The organism is Ancylomarina longa (assembly GCF_003996985.1).
In the GTDB taxonomy this organism is placed as follows: Bacteria; Bacteroidota; Bacteroidia; order Bacteroidales; family Marinifilaceae; genus Ancylomarina_A; species Ancylomarina_A longa.
Genome location: NZ_RJJX01000009.1, coordinates 93,612 through 119,907 on the forward strand (window position 1 = coordinate 93,612; position 26,296 = coordinate 119,907).

The window sequence follows — 26,296 nt, forward strand, 5'->3', positions numbered from 1 at the left end:
CAGCGTTTTTTGTTTCTATTTAAAGATATTCTTTTTAGGGGTAGTTGCAACAAAATCCTTTAAATAAAATGGTTCGAAATAGGCAACATCTTCAAATTGCTTACCTTGGAATTTCTGTTCTGATATTTCAACCATTCCTGATGCAGACGGATATATATTATCAATAAAGATGCCATTTTTACTGTCAATAACTTCTGTACATTTTTGTGCTCCATCACCAAAGAAAACAATTTCGCGTTCTAAAAGTTCTTTTGCATACGAATCTGCATCAATTATGGATGCAGTAATATCATTAATGATTTCATTTTTAATATTGTAAAATGCTGTGTATACTTCCATCCGACGGGCATCAATCATGGGACAGAAATATGCATTCTGTTTATTCTTTATCGTCGAAAGAATTGATGGATTTTGAATAACGGTTAAAGCCATTATTTGTAATGTACTTATAGCCATAAGTGGCAAATTAGCTCCGAAACATATTCCTTTTGCAGTAGAAACCCCAATTCTAAGGCCAGTGTAGGATCCCGGTCCCATACTGATAGCTACTCCGTCTAAATTCGTTGGAAGTAAATCATTTTCTTTTAATATATTTTGGATGAAAACACTCAAATGACTGGCATGTTTCATTCCTTCTTTATTTTCTTTTAAGGCAAGAAGTTTACCGTCTTTTCCTAAAGAGATGGAGCATACAGCAGTAGATGTTTCGATATTTAAAATTAGAGCCATGTTTTAACTTTTTAAATTATTGCAAAATAAAGGATAAAATGCCAACTGCGATTCATTTTAAATCAAATTAATGCCAAGGATCCCATTTTTTGATAAAATTTAGCGAAAGAACGATTATTTTCTTGAGAATGATGGCTTGGTAGTAGGTTAGTCAGAATGTAATTTTGCAAAAAAACTCCTGACCAAATGTTTGGACAGGAGTTTGAACTACTTATAAAATTAAAACCAGACTATAATTTTATTTCTATTCCATTGTAAAAATCGAGAATTTTGGTTCTGAAAATATACTCGTATTTTGCTTGCAATAAATTTGATTTTGCTTCGAATAGATTGTTTTTTTCCTGATTGTAATCAACAGAATTTACCAATCCCAAATTAAATTTTTCTTCGGTATATCGAAATGCTTCTTCTGTTGAGGAAACTGCAGATTCACTGGAGAAATACTTTTTCATCGCTGCTAATGCATTTGCATGAGCCTGCTGAATATCTTTCCGCAAAGCATTTTTTGAATTTTGCATATCCAGTTTAGAACGTTCAATATTAATTTTTGCATTGCTAATATTTCTATTCACTATACCACCATTAAAAATGGGAATACTAAGATTAAAGCCAAATGCTTTATTTTCACGATTGGATAGCTGATCACCAAGTTTCATCTCCCTTCGTATTATTGTGCTCACACCATTAGCATCCAATCCGAATTCAGGAAAGTCTTTAGAATAACTAGATCCCCAATATCCTGACATGCTTAGGGTAGGAGTGCGTTGACCTTTAGCTATGATTAAACCTTTTTCTGAACTTTCCAATCTAAGTTTGGCAGCTTTCATTTCCGGGCGAAACTCTAATGCATTAATGAAAACAGATTCGGGACTAAGCATAGAACGACTTGCATTAAGGACTGGTAAGTCAGGACTTGTAATATCAAAATCACTTGTATTTTCCAAGTCTAAGAGTTGTGCCAGGTTAAGTATTGCCAAATCTAAAGAATTAGAATTAGTAACAACATCAAGTTCATCTCTGGCTGCCTGTGCTTTTTGTTCCATTAAAGTCCCTTTAGGAAGTGTTCCTGCTTCAACCAAAACTTTTGTTCGTTCAATCTGGAGTTGAGTAACTTTAAGTTTTTCCTGAGCAACTTGTAAAAGTTCTTTATTGAATAAAATATCCAAATAATAAGAAGTGATATTTAGTGCTAAATCTTCTTTGGCTTTTTCTACATCTTGTAGAGAGGCAGCCAAATCCAACTCATTTTGTTTTACTGAGTTCCATTTTTGAAATCCGTTAAAAAGAGTGAGGTTAGTAGAAACTCCTATCGAACCACTCTCTGTATTGATATTGCCATAGGTATTATCCGATCGAAGTGTACGGCCATAGCTGAAATTATAATTTGTACTACCATTAAGTGTCGGCAGTAGATTGAATTTCGACTGTTTTGTATTGTTTGCTTGTATTTCTGCATCCATCTTCCTTAATTGGAGATCAATATTGTGTTCTTTTGCATAAGTAATGCATTTCTCTAAGGTCCATTTCTCCTGTGCGTGAACACTGAATATGGATAGAGCTAATGCCATAAGCGGGAATAATATTTTTTTCATATTTTGATTCTTTTGATCAGGTGAAGAATTTTTTATTACTAATAAAATCAGTATTAATCCTGATATCCAAATTGCTATGATTCCGTTTTTTCTTTTACGATATCAATTTTTGATTTTTTCTCACCTCTTAATTTATCATCCTTAGAGATTCCATCCAATACTTCAATATTGATTCCATCAGACAAACCGGTTTTGATATAGCGCTTCTCAAATTTTTGTGGTTCAGTTTCTACCTCTACAAAAGTTGAATCATTCTTAAATTCTAATAAGCTTTCATTTACGGCTAAAACTTTTTCTCTTTTGTCGAGCACAATTTCTGCATTGGCACTGTATCCGGAACGTATAAAGTATTTAGAATTCAGTTGAACCGAAGCTTTTATTTCAAATTGTATAGCGCCATTTTCTTCCACACCTTTAGGTGATATATACTCTAGATGAGCATCAAACTTCACATCTTCGATGGCACCAATAGTTAGTTTTAGATTCATTCCTTGGGTAATTTTCCCAACTTCTGTTTCATCCACTTTACCCTGGAAAATCATTTCTCCCATATCGGCAACAATAGCTACGGTAGTACCATCATTAAAGGTGTTACTTTGAATTACTGAATTTCCTTCTTTTACAGGAATATCCAAAATCATACCCTCAATAGTCGATCGAATAATTGTGTTTGTGGCATTGGCTGAGCTTTTGGTTACTCCTTCTTTTATCAGTTGCAGGTTGTCCTTCGCGGATTGTAACTCTTCCTTAGAATTCCGGAATGATAATTGGGTTTTTTGAAAATCCGATTCCGAGATTACTCTTTTATCGTATAACTCTTTATCTCGATTGTAATTAATTTGAGCATCCTCGAAATTAATTTGAGCAACATTCACTCTTGATTCTGCACTGTTCAGATTAATCATATCCGGAATAATCTTAATCTTGGCGATTGGATCACCTTTTTTTATCATCTGCCCTGCTTCTACGAAGAGGGTTTCTATGATACCGGAAACTCCCTGAGGCTTAATCTCAATTTCTTTTCTGGGTACTACAGATCCTGTTGCAACAGTTTTTTTAATTATATCTGTAATTTCAGGAGATTTGGTATTGTAAATTACTGGTTTATCCTGCGACTTTTTATAAAGGAAGTAGATGGTTCCTAAAAAAATGCCGATAAAAAAAACAACCAAAACAATTCTAAAAACTTTTTTCATGACTAGTATTATTTTCGGATTATGAACTATTTTTATTCGTATCTCAATGCATCAACGGGTTTTATTTTAATGGCTCTTAGTGCAGGAAGTAATCCGGCTAAAACACCAAAAAAGATTAAAACACCTAATGCGATAAATGCAACATTAATATCAACGTAAGGATTTAATATTTGAGGATTAGGGCTTCCTTCGGTCATTTTCCCAATGATCTCCACAATGATAACTCCTAGTACCAATCCCCAAAAACCTGCAAATGTGGTTAGAAATACCGATTCATTGATAATCTGACCTACTACTGCGGACGGTTTGGCACCGATGGCTCTTTTTATCCCTAATTCTTTAGTTCTTTCTTTCACCACAACATTCATGATATTGCTCACACCGATAACTCCTGTGATTAATACCCCAAAGCCAATTACCCAAAACAAGAATCCGATACTATTGAAAAGCCCAAAAATCTTGTTGAATATCTTTGCAATATTAAAGTGCCCAATTGCCTGAGAATCCTTGGGATTAATTGAATGTCTTCGGGCAAGAATTTCAAATATTTTATTTTCTAAATCGGCGACAGATTCTCCAACCTTTGCCGTAGCAAGAAAAACATTGAACTTATCGCCCATATTATATATTTGCTGTAGTGAAGTATATGGCATCTGAATCACATCATCCCTATTTCCAAAGTTTTGACTCAAAGGTTTTATTGTTCCAATGACTTTGAAATAGATTCCATTAACTTTTAAATATTGACCTATGGGATCTTCATCCTTGTCAAACATGAGCTCTGTAACTCTGGGACCAATCGCAATTACTTTTCTAAATTCTTTTAAATCATTTTCATTGATAAATCTTCCGGAGAGAACTTTTACAGGGTTAACCATATTCATAGCTGGAGAAGTACCTTTAATCCTAAAACTTCCCTTTTTATCTTTTCGGAAGGTATTGTTGTCTGCATTTCCACTCCATCCATTAATATCCGGAGCAATATGTTCCAACTCAGGAATGGATTGTTTTAATGCGATTAAATCTTCGTTAGTAAACTGATAGCTTCTGTTTCGGGGAAATCCTTTATAAGCCTGAGTAGTTCTTGCTGTCCAAAAAACAGTAGAATTGGTAGCAAAATTACCCAGCGAAGATTTGATATTATTTTGGAAACCTCTCCCAATCCCCAGCAATGTTACCAGAATCAGAATTCCGAACATCACACCAAGCCCAGTAAGGATGGTTCTCAATTTATTCTTTTTAAGTGCGGCAGTTATTTCTTGCCATTTATCCAAATCGAACATGTTCTAATCGTTTAATTTTTAGTTATTCATCTCTTAAAGCCTCAATAGGTTTAATGGCTGCTGCTTTACGAGCTGGGAAAAATCCAGCCAGAGCACCAGTAATTATCAAAACTAAAGTTGCTCCTGCAGCAATTCCTAAATCTACCTGTGGATTTAAAAAGTAGATGGCAGCAGGTGGATATATTTTATTGATGATATCAAACCGATTAATGAATTCCAGTAATCCAACTCCGGCAATTAAACCGATATATCCTGAAACAGAAGTAATAAAAACGGCCTCCATAAGGATGAGTCCAATTACCGATCGGGGAGTGGCTCCAATAGCTTTTCGGATACCTATTTCTTTGGTTCTCTCCTTCACAACAATCATCATGATGTTGAATACTCCAATTACCCCTAAAACGATGGTGAAAGTTCCGATTATCCATACAAACATTTCAATGGCGCTAAAAAGACCAGCAAAAGTCTGCGAGTTTTCAATGTTATTTTGAATCCAAAGCGCTTTTTTATCCTCCCTACTAAATTTGTGTCGGGCAGCCATTTGATAGGTGATGAATTTTACTACGTCCTTGCTTTCATCTACCGAGACATTATTAAGGGTAAATGATATCCGTCGGAGATGATCATTGTTGTTAAATATTTTTTGAGCGACGCTAATTGGAATATAAATATCTCTTGAATTGTCATCAAAGCTAGACTGGCTAAAAACACCAACTACCTTAAATTTGATATTATTGATATTGATGTATTTGCTGATTGCAGTTTCATGAGGGAAAAGCACCTTCTTTACTTCATCCTGAATGGCAACAACCTTTCTGTTTTCTTTGATATCCTTTTGGTTTAAGAAACGGCCTTTTATGATATTGAAATTTTTAATTTCTTTATAGGTGTCATGCACAGGAGAAACATTAAAATTCCCGAAATTATTTTTGTAGGAAATCGTTTCTGCTCCTGGAATGTAGGACATCGCGGAAATCACATCAAGTTTTTCAATGGTTTTCTTCAGACTTAAATAATCGTCATTTACCATCTGTATAAACTTCCCTTCGCGTGTCCCTTTGTACGCTTTGGTTGTTCTACCACCATATATTTGCATACTATTTTTAGCATCTTGGGCAAATACCGAGATCATTCCATTTCGCAAACCTCTACCGGCACCTAAAAGAAAGATCAACATGAATATACCAGTAGCAACTGAAAATCCAGTTAAAATGGTTCTGGTTTTGTTCTTACTGATGGTACTAAAAATTTCCTGCCATTTATCTCTGTCAAACATAGTAATCTGTTAGGATATTAGGGTTAATTCTCTTTTTGGGGAACTTTAATTGTACTGTTACTATTAACTTTATTGTTGTTGTCCACTATTGATTCAATGATGCCATCTTTTAAATTAATGATCCGATCAGTCATATGGGCGATATCATTTTCGTGAGTAACAATGACAACAGTTATACCGGAATGATTAATTTCTTTTAACAGCTCCATTACCTCAACAGATGTAGAGGAGTCGAGGGCACCAGTTGGTTCATCAGCCAGAATAATTTTAGGCTTTGTGATCATGGCACGTGCAATTGCAACTCGCTGCTTTTGCCCTCCGGATAATTCATTTGGCATATGATGAGCCCATTCTTTTAAACCCATCTTATCGAGATATTCCAGTGCTAGTTGGTTTCTTTTTTTTCTGGGTACTTTCTGATAATATAATGGTAAGGCTACATTTTCCATTGCATTCTTAAAGGATATCAGATTGAAGGATTGAAAAACAAAACCCAATAAGTTATTTCTGAGTTTAGCCGCCTTGGTTTCACTCATGGTTTTTATTTCCTGATTGTTCAATACATAGGTGCCATCGTCGTGGTTATCTAATAATCCCAGGATATTCAAAAGAGTAGATTTACCAGAGCCTGAAGATCCCATGATCGATAACAGTTCTCCTTCTTTAATATGCAAATCAATTCCTTTCAACACATGTAATTTGTTGGTACCGGTAATGTAAGATTTGTGAATGTTTTGTAATCGGATCATAATAAAAGAATATTAAAAAATTCTGTATACAATATTACTTATGAAGTGAATCATATCAAACTTAATTAGACGAACGCAAATAATTATCGATAAACCAGCAAAATTGACTGATAACGAAACAATTTAATCTTAAAATAATAAAAGAAAACATTCACCTCAACTGTTTGTTTCCTTTATCAATCGGTATGCCACAGGGGTAAATGTCCAGTTTTTCAGAGTGTTGTGTGTTTTGTCTGTGTTTTTTATAAGTAAATTGTGTACGCTGATATTACAGGAACTGTACGATAATGTACGTTTTAATATTTTATAATTAGTATATCGCTTTCGTCCTTCTTATAAAGATTAGTTAATCCGCCTGCTGTGCGTGTATGTTAATTATCTTTAAAGCTTGATAACAAAGTTAAAATTTAATGTATTTTTAGGAACTTAAAATTACGAAAAATACGATTTCGAGAAGATCTTCATCTTTGTAAGACACAACAAGAAACCTCTGGATATATTTGGAATAATTGATAGAGGAAGATTTTACTTATGTAAGTAGAAAAAAACAAATCATTTACCTATGAATTGGAAGGAATTATTATCGACAAAACGATTGGGACAGGAAGATCGATTTTCAAATGGGAAATTAGATGTTCGAACACAGTTTCAAAGAGATTATGACAGATTGATATTTTCCTCTCCATTTCGTCGCCTACAAAATAAAACACAGGTTTTCCCTTTGCCGGGAAGTATTTTTGTTCATAATCGCTTAACGCATAGCCTCGAAGTCTCCTGTGTTGGAAGATCATTAGGTAATGCCCTTGCCGAAAAGTTAGTAACAAATAACCTGGTGGAAGATAATACAGGTATTAATGAAATTGGAAGTATTGTAGCTGCGGCATGTTTGGCTCATGATCTTGGTAATCCGCCATTTGGTCATTCCGGAGAGAAAGCTTTATCCCACTTCTTTGAAAATGGGAAAGGTAAAGATCTGAAGTCAAATTTTACCGATGAGGAATGGGCTGATCTAACAAATTTCGAAGGAAATGCCAATGCTTTTAGATTGTTAACCCACGCATTTCATGGGAGGCGTAAGGGAGGATTTGCCATGACTTATTCTACGATTGCTTCTATTTTAAAATATCCTTGGGAAGCCATGCAAATGGGGAATGTAGGTAAAAAGAAATATGGTTATTTTCAATCCGAGAAGGAAGATTTTGAGAAGATAATAGCTGAATTAGGTATCCCTGAGTTATCGACCGGAATATATGCGCGCTTTCCTTTGGTTTATTTAGTAGAGGCTGCCGATGATATTTGTTATCAGATTATGGATATTGAGGATGCTCATAAATTGCAAATACTAAGCACGGAGGAGACCAAAGCACTTTTCCTACAATTTTACGATGCGGAAAAAGAGCAGGAAGAATTGGATAAAATTCAAGCTACTTGTTTAGAGGTTACCGATACGAATGAACAAATTGCTTTTATAAGAGCAGGAGTGATTGGCAAGCTAGCCGGGGAGTGTGTTCGCGTATTCATGGACAATTATCAGGATATTATGCAAGGAACTTTCAACGGATCTTTAATTAATAAAACAGAAGGAATTTGTTTACAAGCCTACCGGAAGTGTACCGATGTTGCAGTGAATAAAATTTATAAACATCGTTCGGTTATTGAGATAGAATTAGCCGGTTATAAAATATTAGGTGCGCTGTTAGAGGAATTTGTTAATGCAGTACTTCAGCCGGATAATTATTACGCCAAAAACTTGTTATCCTTGGTTCCGGAGCAATATTTAAACAAAAGCGATTCAAAATACAGAAAGGTATTATCTATTCTCGATTTTATATCTGGAATGACGGATATATACGCTTTGGATTTGTATCGAAAAATAAAAGGAATTGAATTGCCGGCAATTCATTGAGTTATTATTACTTCGACTTCTTCGATAAATTTCACTTTAATATCAATTGAATCATGAAACGAATCCTACTATTATCTTTTCTCACCATGTATGCCTTAGGTGTTATGGCACAATCATTATGGGTTAAAACAGTATCCGAAAAGTCGGGAGTGAGCTTCGAAATGCCAGGGAAACCAAATTTGAGGAATCAGGATACGGATAAGATTAGCAGCGAAGTATTTAGTTTAAAGGATGCTGTAAATGTTTTCGGGGTAGTAGCTTCTGACTTTTCGAAAATGGGACTGAACTTTACTTATTCCGATCCCAGCGAATATTATAAGGAGATGAGAGATGCTAGCCTGGTGAGCAGCGATGCTGTATTAATTTCAGAACGATCTGTTGCTTACCAGAAGATGCTTGGGAAAGAGATCACCTACGCTCAATTGGTGGGGAAACATGAATACACCTATTACAAGCGTTTCTTTTTTCGGGGGAATTTTATTTATCAGTTTGCTATTGGTGGTCCTTCCAGAATGAAGAATATATTATTGGATAAAAAGAATTTGTATTTCAATTCAATTCATTTTTTGGATGTTCAAACGAAAGAGTAGTGAAAATGAATCACGTGATTGTAAAATGAAATAACGCAATCAGAAACTGATATTACCGGATTATTAAATAGGCCAAAACCTGCTTGATAAATCGACGTATTCCTATTAATTTTAGGGTTATAACACTAAAAATTAGGGGATATGAGTATCTTAAAAAAGATTAAAGAACTATTTCGAATTGTCGATGAAGATTTTGTGGTAATTGATTTAACTACAAAGGTGATTCAGTCTATGAATTCTAAAGAATGGACTCGAATGAAGAACAAGAAGAACTTCATGGTCATTAAGTAGTCGTTTTTTCTATGTCTAAAAGGTCCTATTTAGAAGCAGAATACGTTTGTCGAGGGTTCTGATTTTAAATCCGGGATATTCTGCCCTCCAAACTATTTAGAATTTCGGTTTTTGCCGGAATTTTTTTCTTTGATAAGAATTCCTCCAATAGGGGAGAATAAATCACATATGCTACTGATTTTATCCTCTTTTTACTTCTTCCGGCTCTTTAATCCTTTTATTACCACATTGCCTGTTCCGTACGGATTGCAAGGATACTGAAATGCCTTCGTTCTGGATTTGGAATTATTAATGGTTTTGTAAAATTCATCTAAGTATTTGGTAGTTTTTTTTATATAGGCTTCACTTAGAAGTTTATTCCCGATGTACAATTCATAAATTTCTTGTCTCAAGCCATTAAAGAACTCCACAATTGGGAGAAAGTCATCCGGATTTTGAATGCAATATCCCCGATACCTTCTCTCCCGAACCGATTGTAATTGAAGTTCCTCGGCAGGATGGGCATAGGTCGTTCCAACAATTCCGGCATGGTCGAAATCATAGGGAACAGTAATATAGGATGGTGTTTTGATCCTGCTGATTAATTTAATATTGTGAAGATATTGTACAGACCAATCCGTGTTGCCGATTAAATATTGGAATACTGCCATCTTTAGAAATATTTCCCGATTGGTGATTTTGGGTTGCACATTTAGCCTTTTGATTAATTGAGAATGGTTGCGCTCAGCCATATGATTCTGATCCTCGAGGATAATACCATACCTGGGCTTTGTCTTTTTTCCGGTTTTAATTTCCTGATAGCAAACTTTCACTAATCGGGCGCGAAAGCTATTTTCCGTAATAAGCTGGTAAATTTTATAAACCAGATATTCCCGAAGCACATAGGATTCATTGCTACAGGTTGTGACTAACTTCAATTTGTCTTGTCCTTCGAAAATCGTATTGCAGGTGGTATCCTTATTAAAATTAAGCCATAAGGGAGGAGTGGAACAATTCTGTTTATCGCGACGAAAATGCCCGCGGGTTTTTACCTTTATATCCAGAATGCTTGGTTCACCACCGGGTTTTGTGTAGGACATTACCATAGGATAATAAGCTGCTTCCTCCCTTCTATCATTGAATAATTTTCGAATAGAACCCTTTAAACAAATCTCGATCATCTCCTCGCTGCCAAATATGCTATTGGGGAGATAGGGCGAAACCATGCTATCCTGCTGAGTAGAAGGCAAGAGGTTTCTTGCAATCAGCAGATCACCAGCAGGGCCATCCAATGCAAATAGGAGGAGGATGAGGAATGCACATTTCATACGCAAATACAGCTTTGTTGATACAAGAATAAGGTGTTAGTATTTATCTGTTTTACCAGACTTGCTACGATCTGTCCTATTTCTGTAAATCCTAATTTCTAAATCTAAAAAGAGAAATACTCCCTTCCCGGAGGAATCATTTGGGAATGTTTCTCTCGATTTGAGTTTCTGTAAAAAGGTTCAGGATCTTATTCCCGTAGAGGATATGCCTCAATGAGTTCGAGGGTGTCGGGGTTGAGCACACGAACAAAAACTTTGCTGCCATCTACATCAATCAAAACCAAAGCATTCTGCGTGGAGAATTTTTGCAGGTGATTCATCCAGGGAGTTACTTCCTGAGCATAGTAAGGAGCACCGGCAGCACCATTGTTAATCTGGTAAAAGATGCGGTTTAGTTTTAGTTTGGTGCCTTTATAATTATCCGGATAACGGCTCATTTCATCGGTAATGGGCAGCATATTGTAGTTGTGCTCATCTCCGGTAAGCAAAGCCACTGTTTTTTTAGTTTTATTGATGATGATATCCAGTAATTCATCGCGTCGCTGAATAATTCCCAATTCGTGAGGCTGTCCATTGATAACGGGTCGCCAGGCATTATTTCCCTTGTACCACATATCGTCTTTTACATGTCCTCCGTTGGGAAAAAAAGGCGTGTGGATGCTAATAAAAATATGATCGATATTTTCATTATTATCCAAATCCTGAAGCGTTTTTTCCAGCCATTTCATTTGATTGTCCATGATAAAGCCATGAATATTTCCACCTAGATGTTTCACCCCTATGGGAGTATAGTTGTAGTCCGAATTGAGAACCACGATAGCAACATTATCATAGGCATACCAGTAAACAGATTCCTTATAGGAAGGAAAATCCTGCTTTTTAGGATTGGGATCGTAGCTCGAGCCATCCTCACTATGGGGACCATTTTCGGGCAAGGCAAAGTTATCCTGAAAAAGAGATTCCCCGGAGGCGTCTTTAAAAGGGAAATGGTCGATCAGGAAACTGAAACCACGAATGGTATCGTCAAAAATATAGCTATGGGCTTCATGATTTCCAAAACCAATCATAAAGGGGATGTGGTGCCAGTAGGGTTCCACGGCATGCTTCCAGTTAGAATATTGAAGATTCATTCTCTCCTTGCTATTGTCGTAACCATCGATTAAATCGCCGGTGAACTGTACAAATTTTGCATTCTCCGATTTCGCCAGCGCAGCTATTCGTTTTACGATGTAGGCATTGGTTCCGTACATATCGCGTTCGCCGGCTCCCATTCCGGATCTGGAATCGCTGCTGTAGGCAAAGGTGAATTTCTCGCGACTTCCCGGAAGGGGTGCTGTTTCAAAAGTATAGGTAAATTTAAATTTACCGATTTGAAGCGTGTAATTATATTGCTTTTTAGCCTGAAGGCCATCGATTAATATTTCCTGCTTTAAAGCTGCTTTTTTACCCTTATAGGTTTTATCATTAACCAGAATATTTGACGTAACGCGTTGAGTAGTGGTAAAGGAAATCACCACACTGCTTGGGCTGAGTTTGTTTACAAAAGGACCTTCGACAAGGGTGGGTTCGGCAGTAAATTTCTCTTTCCTATGCGAAAAGGCAAGCTTGCCATCGTAAAGCAGGTATCCTTTTTCCGTTACAATTCGATATCCCAATACTCCCAAGCCAGTAGTTTCCCAATGGATCATATCGTATTTTCCGGAGAGGTTTTTGGCAATAGGAATCGTTGATTTTCCATTTATAATAGGCGATGCTTCCCTAAAATAGACAGGTTGAGGATAGCTGCCATCAGCATAATTGATAAATCCGTAATACAGTGTTCCCTGTAATTTGGGGAATTTAAAATCCAGATTGATTCCCTGGGAAGTGCCTACAGGATTACCATTCAAGTCCTGAAAGTGAAACAGGTCGTTTACAGGATTCGCATATATCTTACCACGGGGCAGCTGCATATAAACACCATTCTTATCCTTGCCCAGGTTTTTGTAAACCGAAGGAATTTCTTGAGCTTCCAATAACTGAATTGTAAAAAGCAATAGCACGCACAAGCCTATTTTTCTCATTGCATCTCCTTATTTTGGTTCTAATTTATATTGAATTTTAATAAAGATACAACATGAGAATGTGGGATGCATGTTTTTTTGATGGGAAAGTCTGCTTAGCATCCTGTTTCAATGGAGCTTAGACTTGAGTGGGAATGGAGAGATAGAAGGGAGGGGTGTCAAATCCCGTCAAATTCTTAACTTTGCAAAAGCAGCGCGCCCGTTGCCCTCTCTTTTTTGATTTTTTGTTTACTGACATATAGCCAAATAAATCGACGAGAGGAACAACAGGCTGCAATTGCTTATAGTTTGCGAATCATTGGATTTCGATCCGGTGGTTCGCTTCTTTTCAGGAGATCATCGCGAAAAGCATTATTCAGTGGCTGAATTTACCAAATCGGCTTCCTCTTCGGTAACTTGAATTTCATTTGCTGACTTATTGGAACCATAAAGTACGTAATCGTGATAAAAGGCCTCGTTGGTATTTTCCCATATCCTTTTGCCAACCTCGCACAATTCAACAATCAGGTCGTATAACTCGTTGCCCAATTCAAAGCGCTTCACACTCATTTGCTCGCGTACGGCAATGGCTTCTGTTTGTGCATCAATGGCATTGTCGAGTGCGGTGGTGGCTTCGGTAGCTAAGGTGATCATCTCTCCGTCTATGTTTCTTTTTGCCAAAGCTTCTTGATACAGTTCGGCAGTTTTGCAAACATGCTTGCTGTAAACTACCAATTCCTGATCGGTTAGGCGATTCATACCGCTGAAGCGAAAGGTTGCGTATTCTTTGCTATTGCTCCCCAAAGCCAATTTTCCTTTAAAGGCCATTTCCCCTAGCATTTCAACAAGTTTTCCTTTTAATTGCTCCTTATTATTGGTGGTAAGCGTTTTCTGACCTTCCCAGTACATATCGGGCAATATCGCCTTAAATTGCTCCGTTTTCACCCTTACGGTTTCCGCTATGCCATCATCGTAACCATATTTCATAAATTCCAGCACATCGCGTTCCAATACTGCTTTTACACGATCACCACGTTGACCTAATTCAGGATAGGACATGGTAAATTTCTTAGTTTGTTTCATGTTTCATTAATTTTTAGTGAAATAATAGAATGAACTCCGTTTTTATATATGTTTTATCGAAGTGGAGCACTAATTTAAAAATAATAAGCTAAATGCAAATGTTTATGCTCATTAAAAGTGTTAAATGATTCATCTTTTTTTTCTTAATGGTTGGTTTACAGTAGCTTTTAGTTGTTGTATGGCTTGTGTTTTTTAATTAATTGTTTGTATGTGTTGGTGAATAAAGCTTTATCAGGATGTATATTTGCTGCTGTCTTATCATTGTTTGTGTTATTTGTGCGCTTTAAAGCTTGTGTGAAGGGGGCTTGGAGAAGATTTTGTTTGAAGGTGTGCTTTCGCTTTATTGAATGACAAAGAGATTAGCGTATGCTGCTGTAATATCTGTTAAAGTAATCGTCAATGTTAATAAAATAGCCTTGAGTGTTGATAAGTTCATCGGGAGACCAGCGAATGTAGTCGGGAGACCTGCCAATGTGCCCAAGAGACTCATCGATGTAGCCTTGACACCTATCAATGTAGCCGAGAGACTTGTCAATGTAGTCGAGAGACCAACCATCTGCAGCCTTATAGTGTTCAGGTGCATTGCAGATAACAGGTCTCTAGGTGAATTTGCCAGGTCTTAAGGTGATTCCGACAGGAATTACGATGCTAATGGCGGGTCTCAAGGCTACAATCCCTGCTCTTAAGGTTTAGTTTGCAGGTATTAGGCTGCGATTGACAGGTAGAAGGAGAACATTCGCAGGAATGGGGGTGAATTTTGTAACAGTCTTCAGCAGATGTGGAAATCTTATACGAATGCTTTAAAGTTAGTCGGTTTTTCAGATCGATTTTTGGCAGGGAATGGTAAAGCGGAAGGTACTTCCTTCCTCTTTGTTGCTTTCTACCCAGATTTCTCCTCCTAGCATATCAACATATGCTTTTGAAATGGCTAAGCCCAATCCAACTCCTTCAATTATTTTTGCCTTATCGAAGTTCGCTTGTGCAAATCGTTCAAATATCAAATGTTGCTGTTCTTCAGGGATTCCAATTCCAGTATCTTTAACAAAGAATTCCAGATATTTCTCTTTTTGGTGGTATCCAAATTCTATTTTGCCCTGATTGCTGTACTTAATTGCATTTTTAATCAGGTTAATTAGTATCGCAGCTATTTTTTGTGAATCAGAAAAGAGATTTGCTTTTTCATGGGAAAAGGATTTTTTCAGAGAAAGAAGTAATCCTTTTTGCTTGGCTTCAGGCTGGAAGAATGAGCAGATATCCTCCAATTGCTCATTGATATTAAATTTTACATTCATCAATTCAATCAGGCCTGCTTCTATTTTTGAGATATCAACAATATCAGTAATAATGCTGAGCATCCGTTGTCCACTCTTCTCAATAATATGAATGTATTCCTGTTGTTTTTCTCCGTTTAATCCTGGAGTTTCCAATAGCTCCGCAAATCCTAGAATACCATTCATGGGCGTGCGTATTTCGTGACTCATATTGGCAAGAAATGCTGATTTTAGGCGATCACTTTCTTCCGCCTTTTCTTTTGCTGCAATTAGTTCATTTTCCCATTTCTTTCGTTCGGTAATATCGATAATAGTCCCCAATAATTCCATTGGTTTCCCTTGCTTATTTTTTATTAATTCAGCCTGAGCTTGTACCCAATGAATGCTTCCATCTTGCCAAATTATACGGTGGTCGATATTGTAGTCTTTTTCTCCCTTGACAGCAAATTGTAACGCTTCTTGTACCATCTCTTTATCATCAGGATGAACTGCTTTTGTTACCAATGACATTGCTGATCCTACCCCAATTTTAGGGTCGATGCCATGGATACGATAAGCTTCATCAGAAATAGAAACATTATTGTTTTGTAGGTTCCAATCGATAAAACCCATATGAGCAATAGCTTCTGCTTTTATTAATTTTTCACGATGCTTTTGCAGATCATCAGAAAATTGTTTTTTTTTGGTAAAATCGCTGGCAATTCCAACTTTACGGATGACAGCACCATTTTTATTCCGTTGAAATACACGTTCTCTGCTATGTAAATAGATCCAATTGCCATTTTTGTGCCTCATGCGGTAATCAATTTCCAGAGTATCCTCATCCGAAGCATGGAGAATTTGGTTCTGAAAATCCAACACTTCTTGCAGATCCTCCGGGTGAATGAGCTTTGGGAATAAATGATCTCCCATTTTCCGGATTTCATTTTTAGAATAGCCTAGTAATCGCTCCATCCCGGAATTGGAATAGATATTACTGTTGGTTTCTAAATCGTAAACATAGATGAGTGCAGGAGAGGTGTCTGCAACTGCCCGAATAAAAGCACCCCGTCTCTTATGTGATTCCTCCACTTTCTTTATTTCGGTAATATCTTGCACTGTTCCCATGGATCGTATTGGATTACCTGTTGGGTCGAAAAAGGTTTCGCATTGTTCATACACATATTTTATTCTACCATCTGGCAGAAGTAATTTGTGTTCAATCTGATAAGGTAATTTAGTTTTTAGTGAGTTCGTGTAGGCTTGATTTACCATTTCACGGTCATCCGGATGAATGGTCTGGAGAAAAGTATCGTAGGATGCCTTAAATTTTTTGGAATCTATTTCGAATATGCGGAAAATTTCATCGGACCATATAAGTTCTTTCGTTTGTAAATTAAGTTCCCAATTGCCTATGTGTGCACTCTGTTGCGCCATTCTTAGGCGCTGAATATTCTTTTTTAATTTTTTTTTAGCTTTTTTCCTTCTATGGTGATCTTTTGAATTGGAATCTTGAAGAAATTTAATTTCCTGCTTCAAGGCTTGGATTTTGCTTAATAATTCTTCTTTGGTGCGATGCATTATTCCCTTGATTTTGTAATTGGAAACGAAACTTTTCTTTTTCGTTTATAGAATCAACAAACAATTTAATGAAAATAACCAGACCTGTCAAATATTATGATATAAATTAAAAAACCAGTTAAGAAAAAAGAGAGTTCAATTTACCTTAGCAGAAAAGAATTTGTGTCCCAATCCTAGGATAACTTAGAATATAACTACAAAGAGGATTAGATTTTACAAGCCCCGTAACCATTCCGGACGCAGTTGTGCATTTTTTGGATCGTTCAGTACATCATTTATGCGAGAAAGCAATTCCTGTTTGTTGCGGTTTAAGTTGCCACGAAGAATAAGGTAATTAGAGGCATGGTCGCTACGGAAAATAGTGTTTTCCAATTCCAGATTTTCGAGGAAAATTTTCATTTCGGCAATTAGTTCGATTGTACTTAAGGCAATAAATTCTCCTTTAAACTTTTGCTTAAAATGATCTTCCCCATAGGGGAATGAAAGAACGAGAGTAGACAGATATTCGGGTTGAATCTGATTAATTAGTTGGGCAGAATTTAAGGCATGTTGCTGAGAAAAGTTTTTGCCTCCCAAGCCATTTAAAATCATTACCGAGAGTTTTATTTCAGCTTTCCGGGCTTTTTGCAATGCCTTGCTGGTACTGGTAAAGTCTTCTCCTTTGTGAATTGCTTGTAGTAATTCGTCATCTCCCGATTCTATCCCTACATATAAGAGTTTAAGTCCTTTATCAGATAAAATTTTAAGCTCTTCGTTGGTTTTGGCAGCAATATCTCTTGCTAAAGCATAAGCCGATATTCTATTTAGTTTGGGAAAGGTGGTTTTGAGCTTATCCAGCAATCGGCTCATTTTATCGAAGGAAAGCACCATGGCATTTCCGTCGGCTAAAAAAACTTTACGGATATCACGAGCATCCGTGGCAAGCGATTCTATTTCCGCAAAAATTTCTTTTTCGGATCGTATCCGAAATTGCTTACTGCTGTACATTTCGCAAAAGGCACATTGGTTCCATGCGCATCCTAATGTAATTTGCAGGATGAGAGAATATGCTTCGCTTGGAGGACGAAATAATGGTTCGTGATAAGATAACATTTGGCAAAAATAGTAAACTTGTTTGTAAGGAAGAATCTGTTTAGGTAGGGACTTTAATTGAAATGGAAATCCCTATCTTGTGAAAAATCAGAAGGAGATGGCAGAAAAGGCAGTAAGCATTCAGGTGTTTGGGAGAGTTCAGGGGGTTGGATTCCGCTATCATACTCGGGAAGCGGCAAAGCGCTTTGGGGTGAAAGGGTTTGTGAAAAATCAGATAGATGGTACTGTATATGTAGAGGCAGAAGGGGATGGTTTGGCTATGGATCTATTTTGCGATTGGTGCCGAAAAGGACCAAATTGGGCGGAAGTGATTAAAGTGAATATTTGTAATCTTGCACCACAGGGTTTTATGGCTTTTGATATAAAATAAAAAAGCTCCTGAAAAATCAGAAGCTTTGTTGTCCCATAAGGACTCGAACCTTAAATGCCTGTACCAAAAACAGGTGTGTTACCATTACACCATGGGACAATTTTATTAAGTCATTTTTGACTAAGACGGTGCAAATATAGTGGAAATATTTATTGGGCAAAACTAAAATATGCAAAAAAGTTACAGGTTGAAATTTCGAAAGTAAAGATTTAGAGGCAAGCTTTCTGATAGTCAATTTATAAGAGGATAAAGCATGGAGCAAAAAAAAATAGAATCCTTAACCGGGAAGTGGATTTATGAGGAGGATTATGGCTATGGAATGGCCAAAGGAGAACTTCTATTGGTTCAGAAAGGGCGGAAGTTATCCGGTAAGATAATTTTTTCGGAGAATGTAGATGCAGCGGAGACTTTCATGATTCAGGAGATTCTGGAAGGGGAAATTATTCAGAATAGGGTAATTATAAAAGCTATTGAATACGATGTGATTCATGCCGATTTTGAGATCAGATATGAACTGGATTCCTGGAATGGAATGTTGATAAATGAAACAACAATTGAAGGAGATAGTGTTGACGAACAAGGTATCACGGGAAGTTTTCGTTTTACGAAACTGGCAACAGAATAGCAGTTAATCATAAACAGGAAATAAAAAAAGCTTCGAAACATATTCGAAGCTTTTTTGTTGTCCCATAAGGACTCGAACCTTAAATGCCTGTACCAAAAACAGGTGTGTTACCATTACACCATGGGACAATCATAATTGATCTTTTTGCAAAGACTCTGCAAATGTAAGAAAAATTTTTTGTGCGCAAACAAAAAGAAGAAAATAATGCTGCATTATTCGGGGGTAGCGTGAAAATTGACTATTTTCGTTCCCGTTATTTAGCTACAAATCAATAGAAAATATCAAATACACACAAGATGAAATCTAATTACAAATTGGTTAATAATGTGTTAGGTTGGCTGGCTTTTGCCATTGCTGCGGTAACATACTTATTTACTATTGAACCAACAGCTAGTTTATGGGACTGTGGTGAGTTCATCACTACCGCACACGGTTTGGAAGTTGGACACCCTCCCGGAGCTCCCTTGTTCATGATTATGGCTCGCTTTTTTTCTTTATTTGCTCCTGGTCCGTCACAAGTTGCTTTAATGGTGAATGTAATGTCGGCATTGGCATCTGCTTTCACGATTATTTTCTTGTTTTGGAGCATTACGCATCTAGCTAAGAGATTGGTGTCTGGCGAATCGGAAATGTCTAAAGGAAATTTATTTGCAATTATGGGAGCCGGTCTCGTAGGTGCTTTGGCTTATACTTTTTCCGATACATTTTGGTTCTCTGCAGTAGAAGGAGAAGTTTATGCTTCCTCCTCCTTATTTACAGCCGTCGTATTTTGGGCCATTCTGAAATGGGAAGAGGTCGCCGATGAAAAATATGCCAACAGGTGGATAATTCTGATAGCTTATTTGATGGGTTTATCGATAGGAGTCCATCTGCTGAATCTTTTAGCAATACCTGCTATTGTTTTTGTGTATTATTTTAAAAAATACGAGCCTACTAAAAAAGGAGTTGCGCTGGCTTTTCTTTTGTCTGTTGCGATATTGGGAGTAATCATGTATGGAGTAATTCCAGGGGTTGTCACAATAGCCTCATGGTTTGAATTACTTTTTGTAAATGGATTTGGTTTACCTTATAATACGGGTGTAATTATTTATGCCTTACTATTATTAAGCGCAGTGGTTTGGGCTATTCGGTATTCTGTGAAGAAGAATATGGTGATTTTAAATACCATTGTTACTGCCTTTATGGTGATCGTGATTGGTTATTCTTCCTTTGCTATGATTGTTATTCGATCATCGGCAAATCCACCTATGGATGAGAACAATCCGGATAACGTATTTGCTTTACTATCTTATTTAAATAGGGAACAATACGGAGATCGTCCACTTGTTTATGGGGAATATTACAATGCTCCGGCGGTTGATTTGGTAAGTACCAGTCCGGTGTATATTCAAAAGAATAAAAAATATGTGATCGCTTCTCACAAACAGAAATATAAGTTTGATCCTCGTTTTGAGACTTTCTTTCCAAGGATGTATAGTTCCCGAGCTAATCATGTGAAGGAATATGAGTTTTGGGGAGATGTGAAAAAAAATAATCCGATAAGCTTATCGAATGGAGATGTAGTTTACAAACCTAGTTTTGCATCCAATCTCGAATTCTTTTTTAGATATCAGGTAGTGCATATGTATTGGCGCTATTTTATGTGGAACTTTGTTGGACGCCAAAACGATATACAGGGAAATGGAGACATCTTGCACGGAAATTGGTTGTCGGGAATTCCTGTGGTAGATGAGATGTTTTTGGGAAATCAGGATAAATTATATCCTGAAATGAAAAATAAAAAGTCCAGGAATACCTATTATTTTCTTCCATTCTTATTGGGCTTGATTGGTCTTTTGTATCAGTGGAAGGCAGGGAAAAATGGGAAACATGATTTTTGGGTGGTAATGTTGTTATTCCTCTTCACCGGATTGGCAATTGTGGTTTATCTGAACCAAACTCCGTTTCAGCCACGAGAAAGAGATTATGCTTATGCCGGTTCATTCTATGCGTTTGCTATATGGATAGGCTTGGGGGTGATGGGATTATATCATGTCGCGAAGAAGAAACTGCCGGCGCTTGTATCCGCAGGATTAGTAACCACTGTTTGTTTGCTTGCTGTTCCTACATTAATGGCACAACAAAACTGGGATGATCACGATCGGTCTGGCAGATATGCTACTTTGGCCTATGCTAAGGATTACTTAAATTCTTGTGCGAAAGATGCCATTTTATTTACCTATGGGGATAATGATACCTTCCCATTATGGTATGCACAGGAAGTGGAAGGAATCCGCCGGGATATTCGAATTGTAAATTTGAGTCTGTTGGCCGGAGATTGGTATATTAACCAAATGCGTAAGAAAGCTTACGACTCTGATCCAATACCAATGCAGCTTACCGCAGATAAAGTAGAGCCTGGAATTAGAGATCAGATACCTGTTATGGATCGTTTAAAGGATTCAGAACCTTTACAGGAAATGATAAAATTTGTAAGTAGTGATAATAAGGGAACCATGGTGGAAATGCAATCCGGTAGGTCATTGGATTATTTCCCCGGAAGAACCGTATACTTACCAGTAGATTCTGCACAAGTTATTGCAAACGGTACAGTTCGTCCCGAAGATGCTGGTTTGATTAAAAAGAAACTGGAATGGAAGATCAAGCGTAATTATTTGTATAAAAACGATATCATGGTTTATGATATCATTGCAAGCAATAATTGGAAGCGTCCGATTTACTTTTCAGTAGGAATGGGAGCTAGCAGTTTTCTGGGATTGGATAAGTTTTTTCAATTGGAAGGTGCTACCTATCGATTGGTACCTATCGAGACCAAAACACAAGGCATGGAAATCGGCCATATCAATAGCGAGTTATTGTATAATAATTTGATGAATAAATTTGATTTTGGGCGAATTAAAGAGCCAGATGTTTATATGGATCAATTTCATATTCTCACCGTGAATATCATGTCTTTCAGAACTACTTTTAATCGTCTGGCTAGTGCTTTAAATGATGAGGGTAAAAAGGAAAAGGCAGTAAAAGTGTTAGATAAATGCATGGAAGAATTACCAACCGATAAAATTCCATTTGATAATACATTGATCGGATTTATTCAGGAGTATTATCGGGCAGGTGCCACCAAAAAAGCAAATAAATTATTGGAGGATATGGCTCAGCAATCTTACGATAAGCTGAATTATTATCTCTCCTTAGAGAATCGTTTTGGTAATAATTTCAGAACTCAACAGGAAAGAGAAATTCGTGTAGTTCAGATGCTATTGGGATTGGCAGACATGGGAGAACAAACCAAATTGAAGGAAGATATCCAAAAGAGATTTGAATTGCTTTTTGGATCTTATACCAAATAACACTGCCTATTTAGTTAGGTTTAATGGCTTTCCGATTTCGGAAAGCCATTTTTTTTGCAATCATCACCGATCAAAACAGTTCGGTCTTTTGTAGATTAAATAATAACACCCATCCTGTAAAGATGAAATTTAAACTTCTAAATTTGAATTGCTTTAAGGATTTTTCACATAATAAAAATCAATACTTATTCTGAAAAGTACTAACTTCGGTCACTCAAGCTACAATTTATAATATCTACATTACATTTTATGAGTAAGTATCAAAGAATCAATATTGGTTTAGGGTGGTTCACTTTCCTCATTGCAGCACTTGTATATCTAAGCACTTTAGAACCTACAGTAAGCTTTTGGGATTGTGGGGAATTTATTTCATCAGCTTTTAAATTAGAAATTGGACATCCTCCCGGAGCTCCCTTCTTTTTGATTTTGGCCAGATTCTTTTCTTTGTTCGCAACCGGATCGCAAAAGGTAGCTTTAATGGTTAATGGAATGTCGGGTTTGGCTTCTGCTTTTACCATCTTATTTTTATTTTGGACAATCAGTCATTTGGCTAAAAAACTAATAGTAAAAGAGGAGCAGATTAGTAATACTCAAATAGGAACAATAATGTCTGCTGCATTTATTGGAGCTTTGGCCTATGCTTTTTCCGATACCTTTTGGTTTTCGGCTGTGGAGGGAGAGGTGTATGCTACGTCTTCTTTGTTTACGGCAGTGGTTTTTTGGGCTATACTAAAATGGGAAAACGAAGCCGATCAGCCATATGCAAATCGTTGGATTATATTGATAGCCTATTTGATGGGCTTATCTATAGGCGTGCATTTGCTGAATTTATTGGCAATTCCGGCAATTGTAATGGTATATTATTTCAGGAAATATAAAGTAAGTAGAAAAGGTATCTTGAAAGCTATCGGATTGGCCATTCTCTTGCTTGGTGGTGCAATCTATTTGATTATTCCCGGAGTTGTGAAGCTAGCCTTTCTGTTCGATTTATTCTTTGTTAATGTTATTGGTTTAGGATTTAATTCGGGGGTTTTTATTTTTATCCTTTTACTTGTTGTTGGATTAGTTTGGTCGATTCGATATACCATTAAGCATCAAAAGGTGCTTGCCAATACCATACTTACCGCATTCATGGTGGTGTTAATTGGCTATTCCTCCTATGCGTTGATCATGATTCGATCGGTTGCAAATCCGGCATTGGATCAGAATAACCCGGAAGATGTACAATCCTTATTGTCCTATCTCAATAGGGAACAGTATGGAGATACTCCTTTATTCTACGGGCCTTATTTTAATGCTCCCTACGAAAAGGATAAAACTCAGATAAAAGATAAAGATGTTTACATCAAAAAAGATGGAAAGTATAAGGTTTCATATACCAAAATGAAGCCGAATTTTCAGAATGCCTATAAAACCGTATTTCCCCGCATGTACACCAAAGGAATGAGTGGAAATAATCCTGCTGAATATGCGAAATGGACTGGGATTCGTCCGGATCAGAAAGAAAAGCCAGGATTTGTTCAGAATCTGAAATTCTTCTTTTCCTACCAGGTGAATTATATGTATTTCCGCTATTTTCTATGGAATTTTGTAGGACGACAGTCCGATAGGCAATCTAATGGTGGTGTGATTGAGGGGAATTGGATTTCAGGTATATCATTTATTGACCATATTCATCTGGGAGATCAGAGTCTTCGTACAGATGCAATGAAAAAGAACAAGGGGAATAACAAGTATTACTTTCTGCCATTACTGCTGGGTTTAGCAGGCTTATTGTATCAGTACCGTAAGGGATTGCCAGGGAAAAAAGACTTTTGGGTAATACTACTTTTGTTTTTGTTTACAGGATTGGCTATTGTAGTGTACTTGAACCAGTCACCATTACAGCCACGAGAAAGAGATTATGCCTATGCCGGATCATTTTATGCGTTTGCGATTTGGATAGGTTTGGGATTTCTTTCCATTCTGGAAATATCAAAGAAAATAATCAAGCGGGAGCAGATTGCCGTAGCGATAACTTCAGCTCTTTGCCTCTTTGCAGTTCCCGGGGTAATGGCTCAACAAAACTGGGATGATCATGATCGCTCGGATCGTTATGTGGCAAGGGATTTGGCTTATGATTATTTAAATTCCTGTGCACCCAATGCAATTCTTTTTACTATGGGAGATAACGACACTTTTCCGCTTTGGTATTTGCAGGAAGTGGAAGGAGTGAGAACCGATGTAAGGGTGTGCAATTTGAGTTATCTCTCAACGGATTGGTATATCGATCAGATGAAGCAGAAAAACTATAATTCTGCGCCTTTACCAATTAAAACAAAGAAGGAAAAGTATCTCATGGGGAAAAGAGATATTATATACCTGATTGACGATCCCAGATTAGAGGCTTATGTGAAGAAAAACGGTGGTTTGGAAGTTCAGGAAGCTTTGGGGTTCGTGGAAAGTGATTTAAAAAGCACCAAAACCATTTATGGTTACGATGAAAGGGTAGATTATTTTCCATCGCATCAATTTAGGTTAAAAGTGGATCGGAAGGAAGTACTGCAAACCAATACTGTTGTGGTAAAAGATAGTGCGAAGATTGCGGATCAAATGGAATGGAAATTAGATCAAAACTATGTGGAGAAGAGTGGAATGATTCTATTTGATATGCTGAAAAATAATCATTGGAAACGCCCGGTTTATTTTTCGATCACTGTTCCGCCAAGTGGATATTACGGTTTGGAAGATTATTTTCAGCTCGAAGGATTTGCCTATCGCTTGATTCCTATTCGTAAGACTAAAGAAGATCAGCAGCCTGGTCAGGTAAATACAGATCGGATGTATTCTAATTTAATGGAGAAATTCAAATGGGGAAATATGAATGCTTCTAATGTCTATTTGGATGAAACTACTTCTCGTATCGCATTAAGTGTTCGGAGTAATTTTCTTCGTTTGGCTGAGTCTTTATTGGATGAGGGGAAAAGAGTGTCTGCTGTAAAAGTACTGGACAAGTGTTTGGAAATAGTTCCTGATGATAAGATTAAATTGGATTATCTAGGGATACTAATGGCACAAGCTTATTATCGGGCTGCCGAAGATGAGAAAGCAAATCGTTTGATGCTTGTTATTTCGAAAAGATTATTTCAGGAGGTAGAATATTTTCATACTCTGGAAGCGGTATCTACATCTGAATTTCCACAACTGCAAAGTCGTGATTTAGCTCTGTTTCAGGAAATGTATAGGATTACTGCCAGGTACAATCAGGTGGAAATGAATAAACAAATAGAATTGAAATTTAAGGCATTACTAAAAAAATACAATAAGGGATGAGGAAGTTGAGATGGTTGAGGGCTCCAGGAATTTTTAAACTGTTGCTACCTAACTTTGTGTGGAGGTATAATACAAATCATAAAAAGGTTTATCTTACATTTGATGATGGTCCAATTCCGGAATCCACTTTGTGGACGCTGGATATGTTGCGGGGAAAAAATGTGAAAGCCAGTTTTTTTTGTGTAGGTGATAATGTGAGGAAATATCCGGATTTATATCGTAAAATAATAGAGGAAGGACACGTAGTGGGAAACCATACTTTTAATCATTTAAAGGGTTGGGGGAATAATACCCAAAAATATATCGAAAATGTGATTATGGCATCCGAGTATATTGATTCTAAACTATTTCGCCCACCATACGGACAAATTAAGAGATCGCAAGCCAAGCATCTGTTACCGGAATACAAAATCATCATGTGGGATGTATTAAGTGGGGACTACCGACAGGATATTAGTCCGGAGGAATGCTTAAATGCAGTACTGAAAAAAGTTCGTACCGGTTCCATTATCTTGTTCCATAATAATGTAAAATCAGAAAAAAATATGCGCTACGCAGTACCGCACCTGATCGATGCCCTGTTAGCCGAAGAATACAGCTTTGAGCTTTGCCATTAGATTAATATTGAAAATCCTAATCATACCATCAGGATAAGTGCATATGAATCCTTAA

19 protein-coding genes and 2 tRNA genes are annotated in these 26,296 nt (G+C 36.9%); 8 read left to right on the forward strand and 13 right to left on the reverse strand.

Annotated elements, in window-relative coordinates:
• Positions 1-15: 15 nt before the first annotated feature.
• From tsaB to DLK05_RS08590, 6 genes are all read right to left on the reverse strand, one after another.
• Positions 16-729: a tRNA (adenosine(37)-N6)-threonylcarbamoyltransferase complex dimerization subunit type 1 TsaB gene (tsaB, locus tag DLK05_RS08565; protein WP_127343598.1), complete on the reverse strand. Its 714-nt coding sequence runs from the start codon at positions 727-729 to the stop codon at positions 16-18.
• 230 nt (positions 730-959) lie between these two features.
• A complete protein-coding gene (locus tag DLK05_RS08570; protein ID WP_127343599.1) occupies positions 960-2,321 on the reverse strand; it encodes a TolC family protein in 1,362 nt (453 codons plus the stop codon).
• 74 nt (positions 2,322-2,395) lie between these two features.
• Positions 2,396-3,517: an efflux RND transporter periplasmic adaptor subunit gene (locus DLK05_RS08575; protein WP_127343600.1), complete on the reverse strand. Its 1,122-nt coding sequence runs from the start codon at positions 3,515-3,517 to the stop codon at positions 2,396-2,398.
• Positions 3,518-3,549: 32 nt separating this feature from the next.
• Complete coding sequence (locus DLK05_RS08580) at positions 3,550-4,800, reverse strand: ABC transporter permease (protein WP_127343601.1); 1,251 nt, start codon at positions 4,798-4,800, stop codon at positions 3,550-3,552.
• Between the two features lie 22 nt (positions 4,801-4,822).
• Complete coding sequence (locus DLK05_RS08585) at positions 4,823-6,076, reverse strand: ABC transporter permease (RefSeq protein WP_127343602.1); 1,254 nt, start codon at positions 6,074-6,076, stop codon at positions 4,823-4,825.
• Between the two features lie 23 nt (positions 6,077-6,099).
• Positions 6,100-6,825 carry an ABC transporter ATP-binding protein gene (locus DLK05_RS08590; RefSeq protein ID WP_127343603.1) on the reverse strand — a complete coding sequence of 242 codons (726 nt, stop codon included), beginning with the start codon at positions 6,823-6,825 and terminating at the stop codon, positions 6,100-6,102.
• 562 nt (positions 6,826-7,387) lie between these two features.
• Between DLK05_RS08590 and DLK05_RS08595 the strand changes: the two genes are divergently transcribed.
• The 3 genes from DLK05_RS08595 to DLK05_RS17495 all read left to right on the forward strand — a co-directional run bounded on the left by DLK05_RS08595 (position 7,388) and on the right by DLK05_RS17495 (position 9,612).
• Positions 7,388-8,731 carry a deoxyguanosinetriphosphate triphosphohydrolase gene (locus DLK05_RS08595; RefSeq protein ID WP_127343604.1) on the forward strand — a complete coding sequence of 448 codons (1,344 nt, stop codon included), beginning with the start codon at positions 7,388-7,390 and terminating at the stop codon, positions 8,729-8,731.
• Between the two features lie 53 nt (positions 8,732-8,784).
• Positions 8,785-9,321, forward strand: coding sequence for a hypothetical protein (locus DLK05_RS08600; protein WP_127343605.1), 537 nt, complete (start codon positions 8,785-8,787; stop codon positions 9,319-9,321).
• Between the two features lie 141 nt (positions 9,322-9,462).
• Positions 9,463-9,612, forward strand: a complete 150-nt coding sequence (locus tag DLK05_RS17495; protein ID WP_209319797.1) for a hypothetical protein — start codon at positions 9,463-9,465, stop codon at positions 9,610-9,612.
• A 191-nt stretch (positions 9,613-9,803) separates the two neighbouring features.
• Here the strand turns inward: DLK05_RS17495 and DLK05_RS08605 are convergent, their stop codons facing one another.
• From DLK05_RS08605 to DLK05_RS08625, 5 genes are all read right to left on the reverse strand, one after another.
• Positions 9,804-10,919: a hypothetical protein gene (locus DLK05_RS08605; RefSeq protein WP_127343606.1), complete on the reverse strand. Its 1,116-nt coding sequence runs from the start codon at positions 10,917-10,919 to the stop codon at positions 9,804-9,806.
• Positions 10,920-11,107: 188 nt separating this feature from the next.
• Entirely contained in the window at positions 11,108-12,982 is a 1,875-nt protein-coding gene (locus tag DLK05_RS08610) for a metallophosphoesterase family protein (RefSeq protein ID WP_127343607.1), read from the reverse strand.
• A gap of 351 nt (positions 12,983-13,333) precedes the next feature.
• Positions 13,334-14,044 (reverse strand): hypothetical protein, encoded by a 711-nt coding sequence (locus tag DLK05_RS08615; protein ID WP_127343608.1) that lies wholly within the window; start codon positions 14,042-14,044, stop codon positions 13,334-13,336.
• Between the two features lie 818 nt (positions 14,045-14,862).
• Entirely contained in the window at positions 14,863-16,875 is a 2,013-nt protein-coding gene (locus tag DLK05_RS08620) for a PAS domain-containing protein (protein WP_127343609.1), read from the reverse strand.
• A 213-nt stretch (positions 16,876-17,088) separates the two neighbouring features.
• Positions 17,089-17,967 (reverse strand): radical SAM protein, encoded by an 879-nt coding sequence (locus DLK05_RS08625; RefSeq protein WP_127343610.1) that lies wholly within the window; start codon positions 17,965-17,967, stop codon positions 17,089-17,091.
• A gap of 79 nt (positions 17,968-18,046) precedes the next feature.
• Here DLK05_RS08625 and DLK05_RS08630 point away from each other — a divergent pair, with 79 nt between their 5' ends.
• Positions 18,047-18,337, forward strand: a complete 291-nt coding sequence (locus DLK05_RS08630; protein WP_209319798.1) for an acylphosphatase — start codon at positions 18,047-18,049, stop codon at positions 18,335-18,337.
• 28 nt (positions 18,338-18,365) lie between these two features.
• On the opposite strand, the gene DLK05_RS08635 is transcribed toward DLK05_RS08630, so the two are convergent.
• Positions 18,366-18,436 (reverse strand) — tRNA-Gln (locus DLK05_RS08635).
• A gap of 154 nt (positions 18,437-18,590) precedes the next feature.
• Here DLK05_RS08635 and DLK05_RS08640 point away from each other — a divergent pair.
• Positions 18,591-18,962: a hypothetical protein gene (locus DLK05_RS08640; protein WP_127343611.1), complete on the forward strand. Its 372-nt coding sequence runs from the start codon at positions 18,591-18,593 to the stop codon at positions 18,960-18,962.
• Between the two features lie 57 nt (positions 18,963-19,019).
• Here DLK05_RS08640 and DLK05_RS08645 read toward each other — a convergent pair.
• A tRNA-Gln gene (locus DLK05_RS08645) sits at positions 19,020-19,090 on the reverse strand.
• Between the two features lie 168 nt (positions 19,091-19,258).
• Between DLK05_RS08645 and DLK05_RS08650 the strand changes: the two genes are divergently transcribed.
• The 3 genes from DLK05_RS08650 (at position 19,259) to DLK05_RS08660 (ending at position 26,241) form a co-directional block, all read left to right on the forward strand.
• Complete coding sequence (locus tag DLK05_RS08650; RefSeq protein ID WP_127343612.1) at positions 19,259-22,312, forward strand: glycosyltransferase family 117 protein; 3,054 nt, start codon at positions 19,259-19,261, stop codon at positions 22,310-22,312.
• Positions 22,313-22,561: 249 nt separating this feature from the next.
• Positions 22,562-25,624, forward strand: coding sequence for a glycosyltransferase family 117 protein (locus tag DLK05_RS08655; RefSeq protein ID WP_127343613.1), 3,063 nt, complete (start codon positions 22,562-22,564; stop codon positions 25,622-25,624).
• Complete coding sequence (locus DLK05_RS08660) at positions 25,621-26,241, forward strand: polysaccharide deacetylase family protein (RefSeq protein ID WP_127343614.1); 621 nt, start codon at positions 25,621-25,623, stop codon at positions 26,239-26,241. The genes DLK05_RS08655 and DLK05_RS08660 overlap by 4 nt, the downstream gene beginning before the upstream one ends.
• Positions 26,242-26,296: the final 55 nt, after the last annotated feature.

Coding starts and splice junctions, on each gene's coding strand:
- tsaB (WP_127343598.1), bottom strand. CDS start 729: ATGGCTCTAATTTTAAATATCGAAACATCTACTGCTGTATGCTCCATC.
- DLK05_RS08570 (WP_127343599.1), bottom strand. CDS start 2,321: ATGAAAAAAATATTATTCCCGCTTATGGCATTAGCTCTATCCATATTC.
- DLK05_RS08575 (WP_127343600.1), bottom strand. CDS start 3,517: ATGAAAAAAGTTTTTAGAATTGTTTTGGTTGTTTTTTTTATCGGCATT.
- DLK05_RS08580 (WP_127343601.1), bottom strand. CDS start 4,800: ATGTTCGATTTGGATAAATGGCAAGAAATAACTGCCGCACTTAAAAAG.
- DLK05_RS08585 (WP_127343602.1), bottom strand. CDS start 6,076: ATGTTTGACAGAGATAAATGGCAGGAAATTTTTAGTACCATCAGTAAG.
- DLK05_RS08590 (WP_127343603.1), bottom strand. CDS start 6,825: ATGATCCGATTACAAAACATTCACAAATCTTACATTACCGGTACCAAC.
- DLK05_RS08595 (WP_127343604.1), top strand. CDS start 7,388: ATGAATTGGAAGGAATTATTATCGACAAAACGATTGGGACAGGAAGAT.
- DLK05_RS08600 (WP_127343605.1), top strand. CDS start 8,785: ATGAAACGAATCCTACTATTATCTTTTCTCACCATGTATGCCTTAGGT.
- DLK05_RS17495 (WP_209319797.1), top strand. CDS start 9,463: ATGAGTATCTTAAAAAAGATTAAAGAACTATTTCGAATTGTCGATGAA.
- DLK05_RS08605 (WP_127343606.1), bottom strand. CDS start 10,919: ATGAAATGTGCATTCCTCATCCTCCTCCTATTTGCATTGGATGGCCCT.
- DLK05_RS08610 (WP_127343607.1), bottom strand. CDS start 12,982: ATGAGAAAAATAGGCTTGTGCGTGCTATTGCTTTTTACAATTCAGTTA.
- DLK05_RS08615 (WP_127343608.1), bottom strand. CDS start 14,044: ATGAAACAAACTAAGAAATTTACCATGTCCTATCCTGAATTAGGTCAA.
- DLK05_RS08620 (WP_127343609.1), bottom strand. CDS start 16,875: ATGCATCGCACCAAAGAAGAATTATTAAGCAAAATCCAAGCCTTGAAG.
- DLK05_RS08625 (WP_127343610.1), bottom strand. CDS start 17,967: ATGTTATCTTATCACGAACCATTATTTCGTCCTCCAAGCGAAGCATAT.
- DLK05_RS08640 (WP_127343611.1), top strand. CDS start 18,591: ATGGAGCAAAAAAAAATAGAATCCTTAACCGGGAAGTGGATTTATGAG.
- DLK05_RS08650 (WP_127343612.1), top strand. CDS start 19,259: ATGAAATCTAATTACAAATTGGTTAATAATGTGTTAGGTTGGCTGGCT.
- DLK05_RS08655 (WP_127343613.1), top strand. CDS start 22,562: ATGAGTAAGTATCAAAGAATCAATATTGGTTTAGGGTGGTTCACTTTC.
- DLK05_RS08660 (WP_127343614.1), top strand. CDS start 25,621: ATGAGGAAGTTGAGATGGTTGAGGGCTCCAGGAATTTTTAAACTGTTG.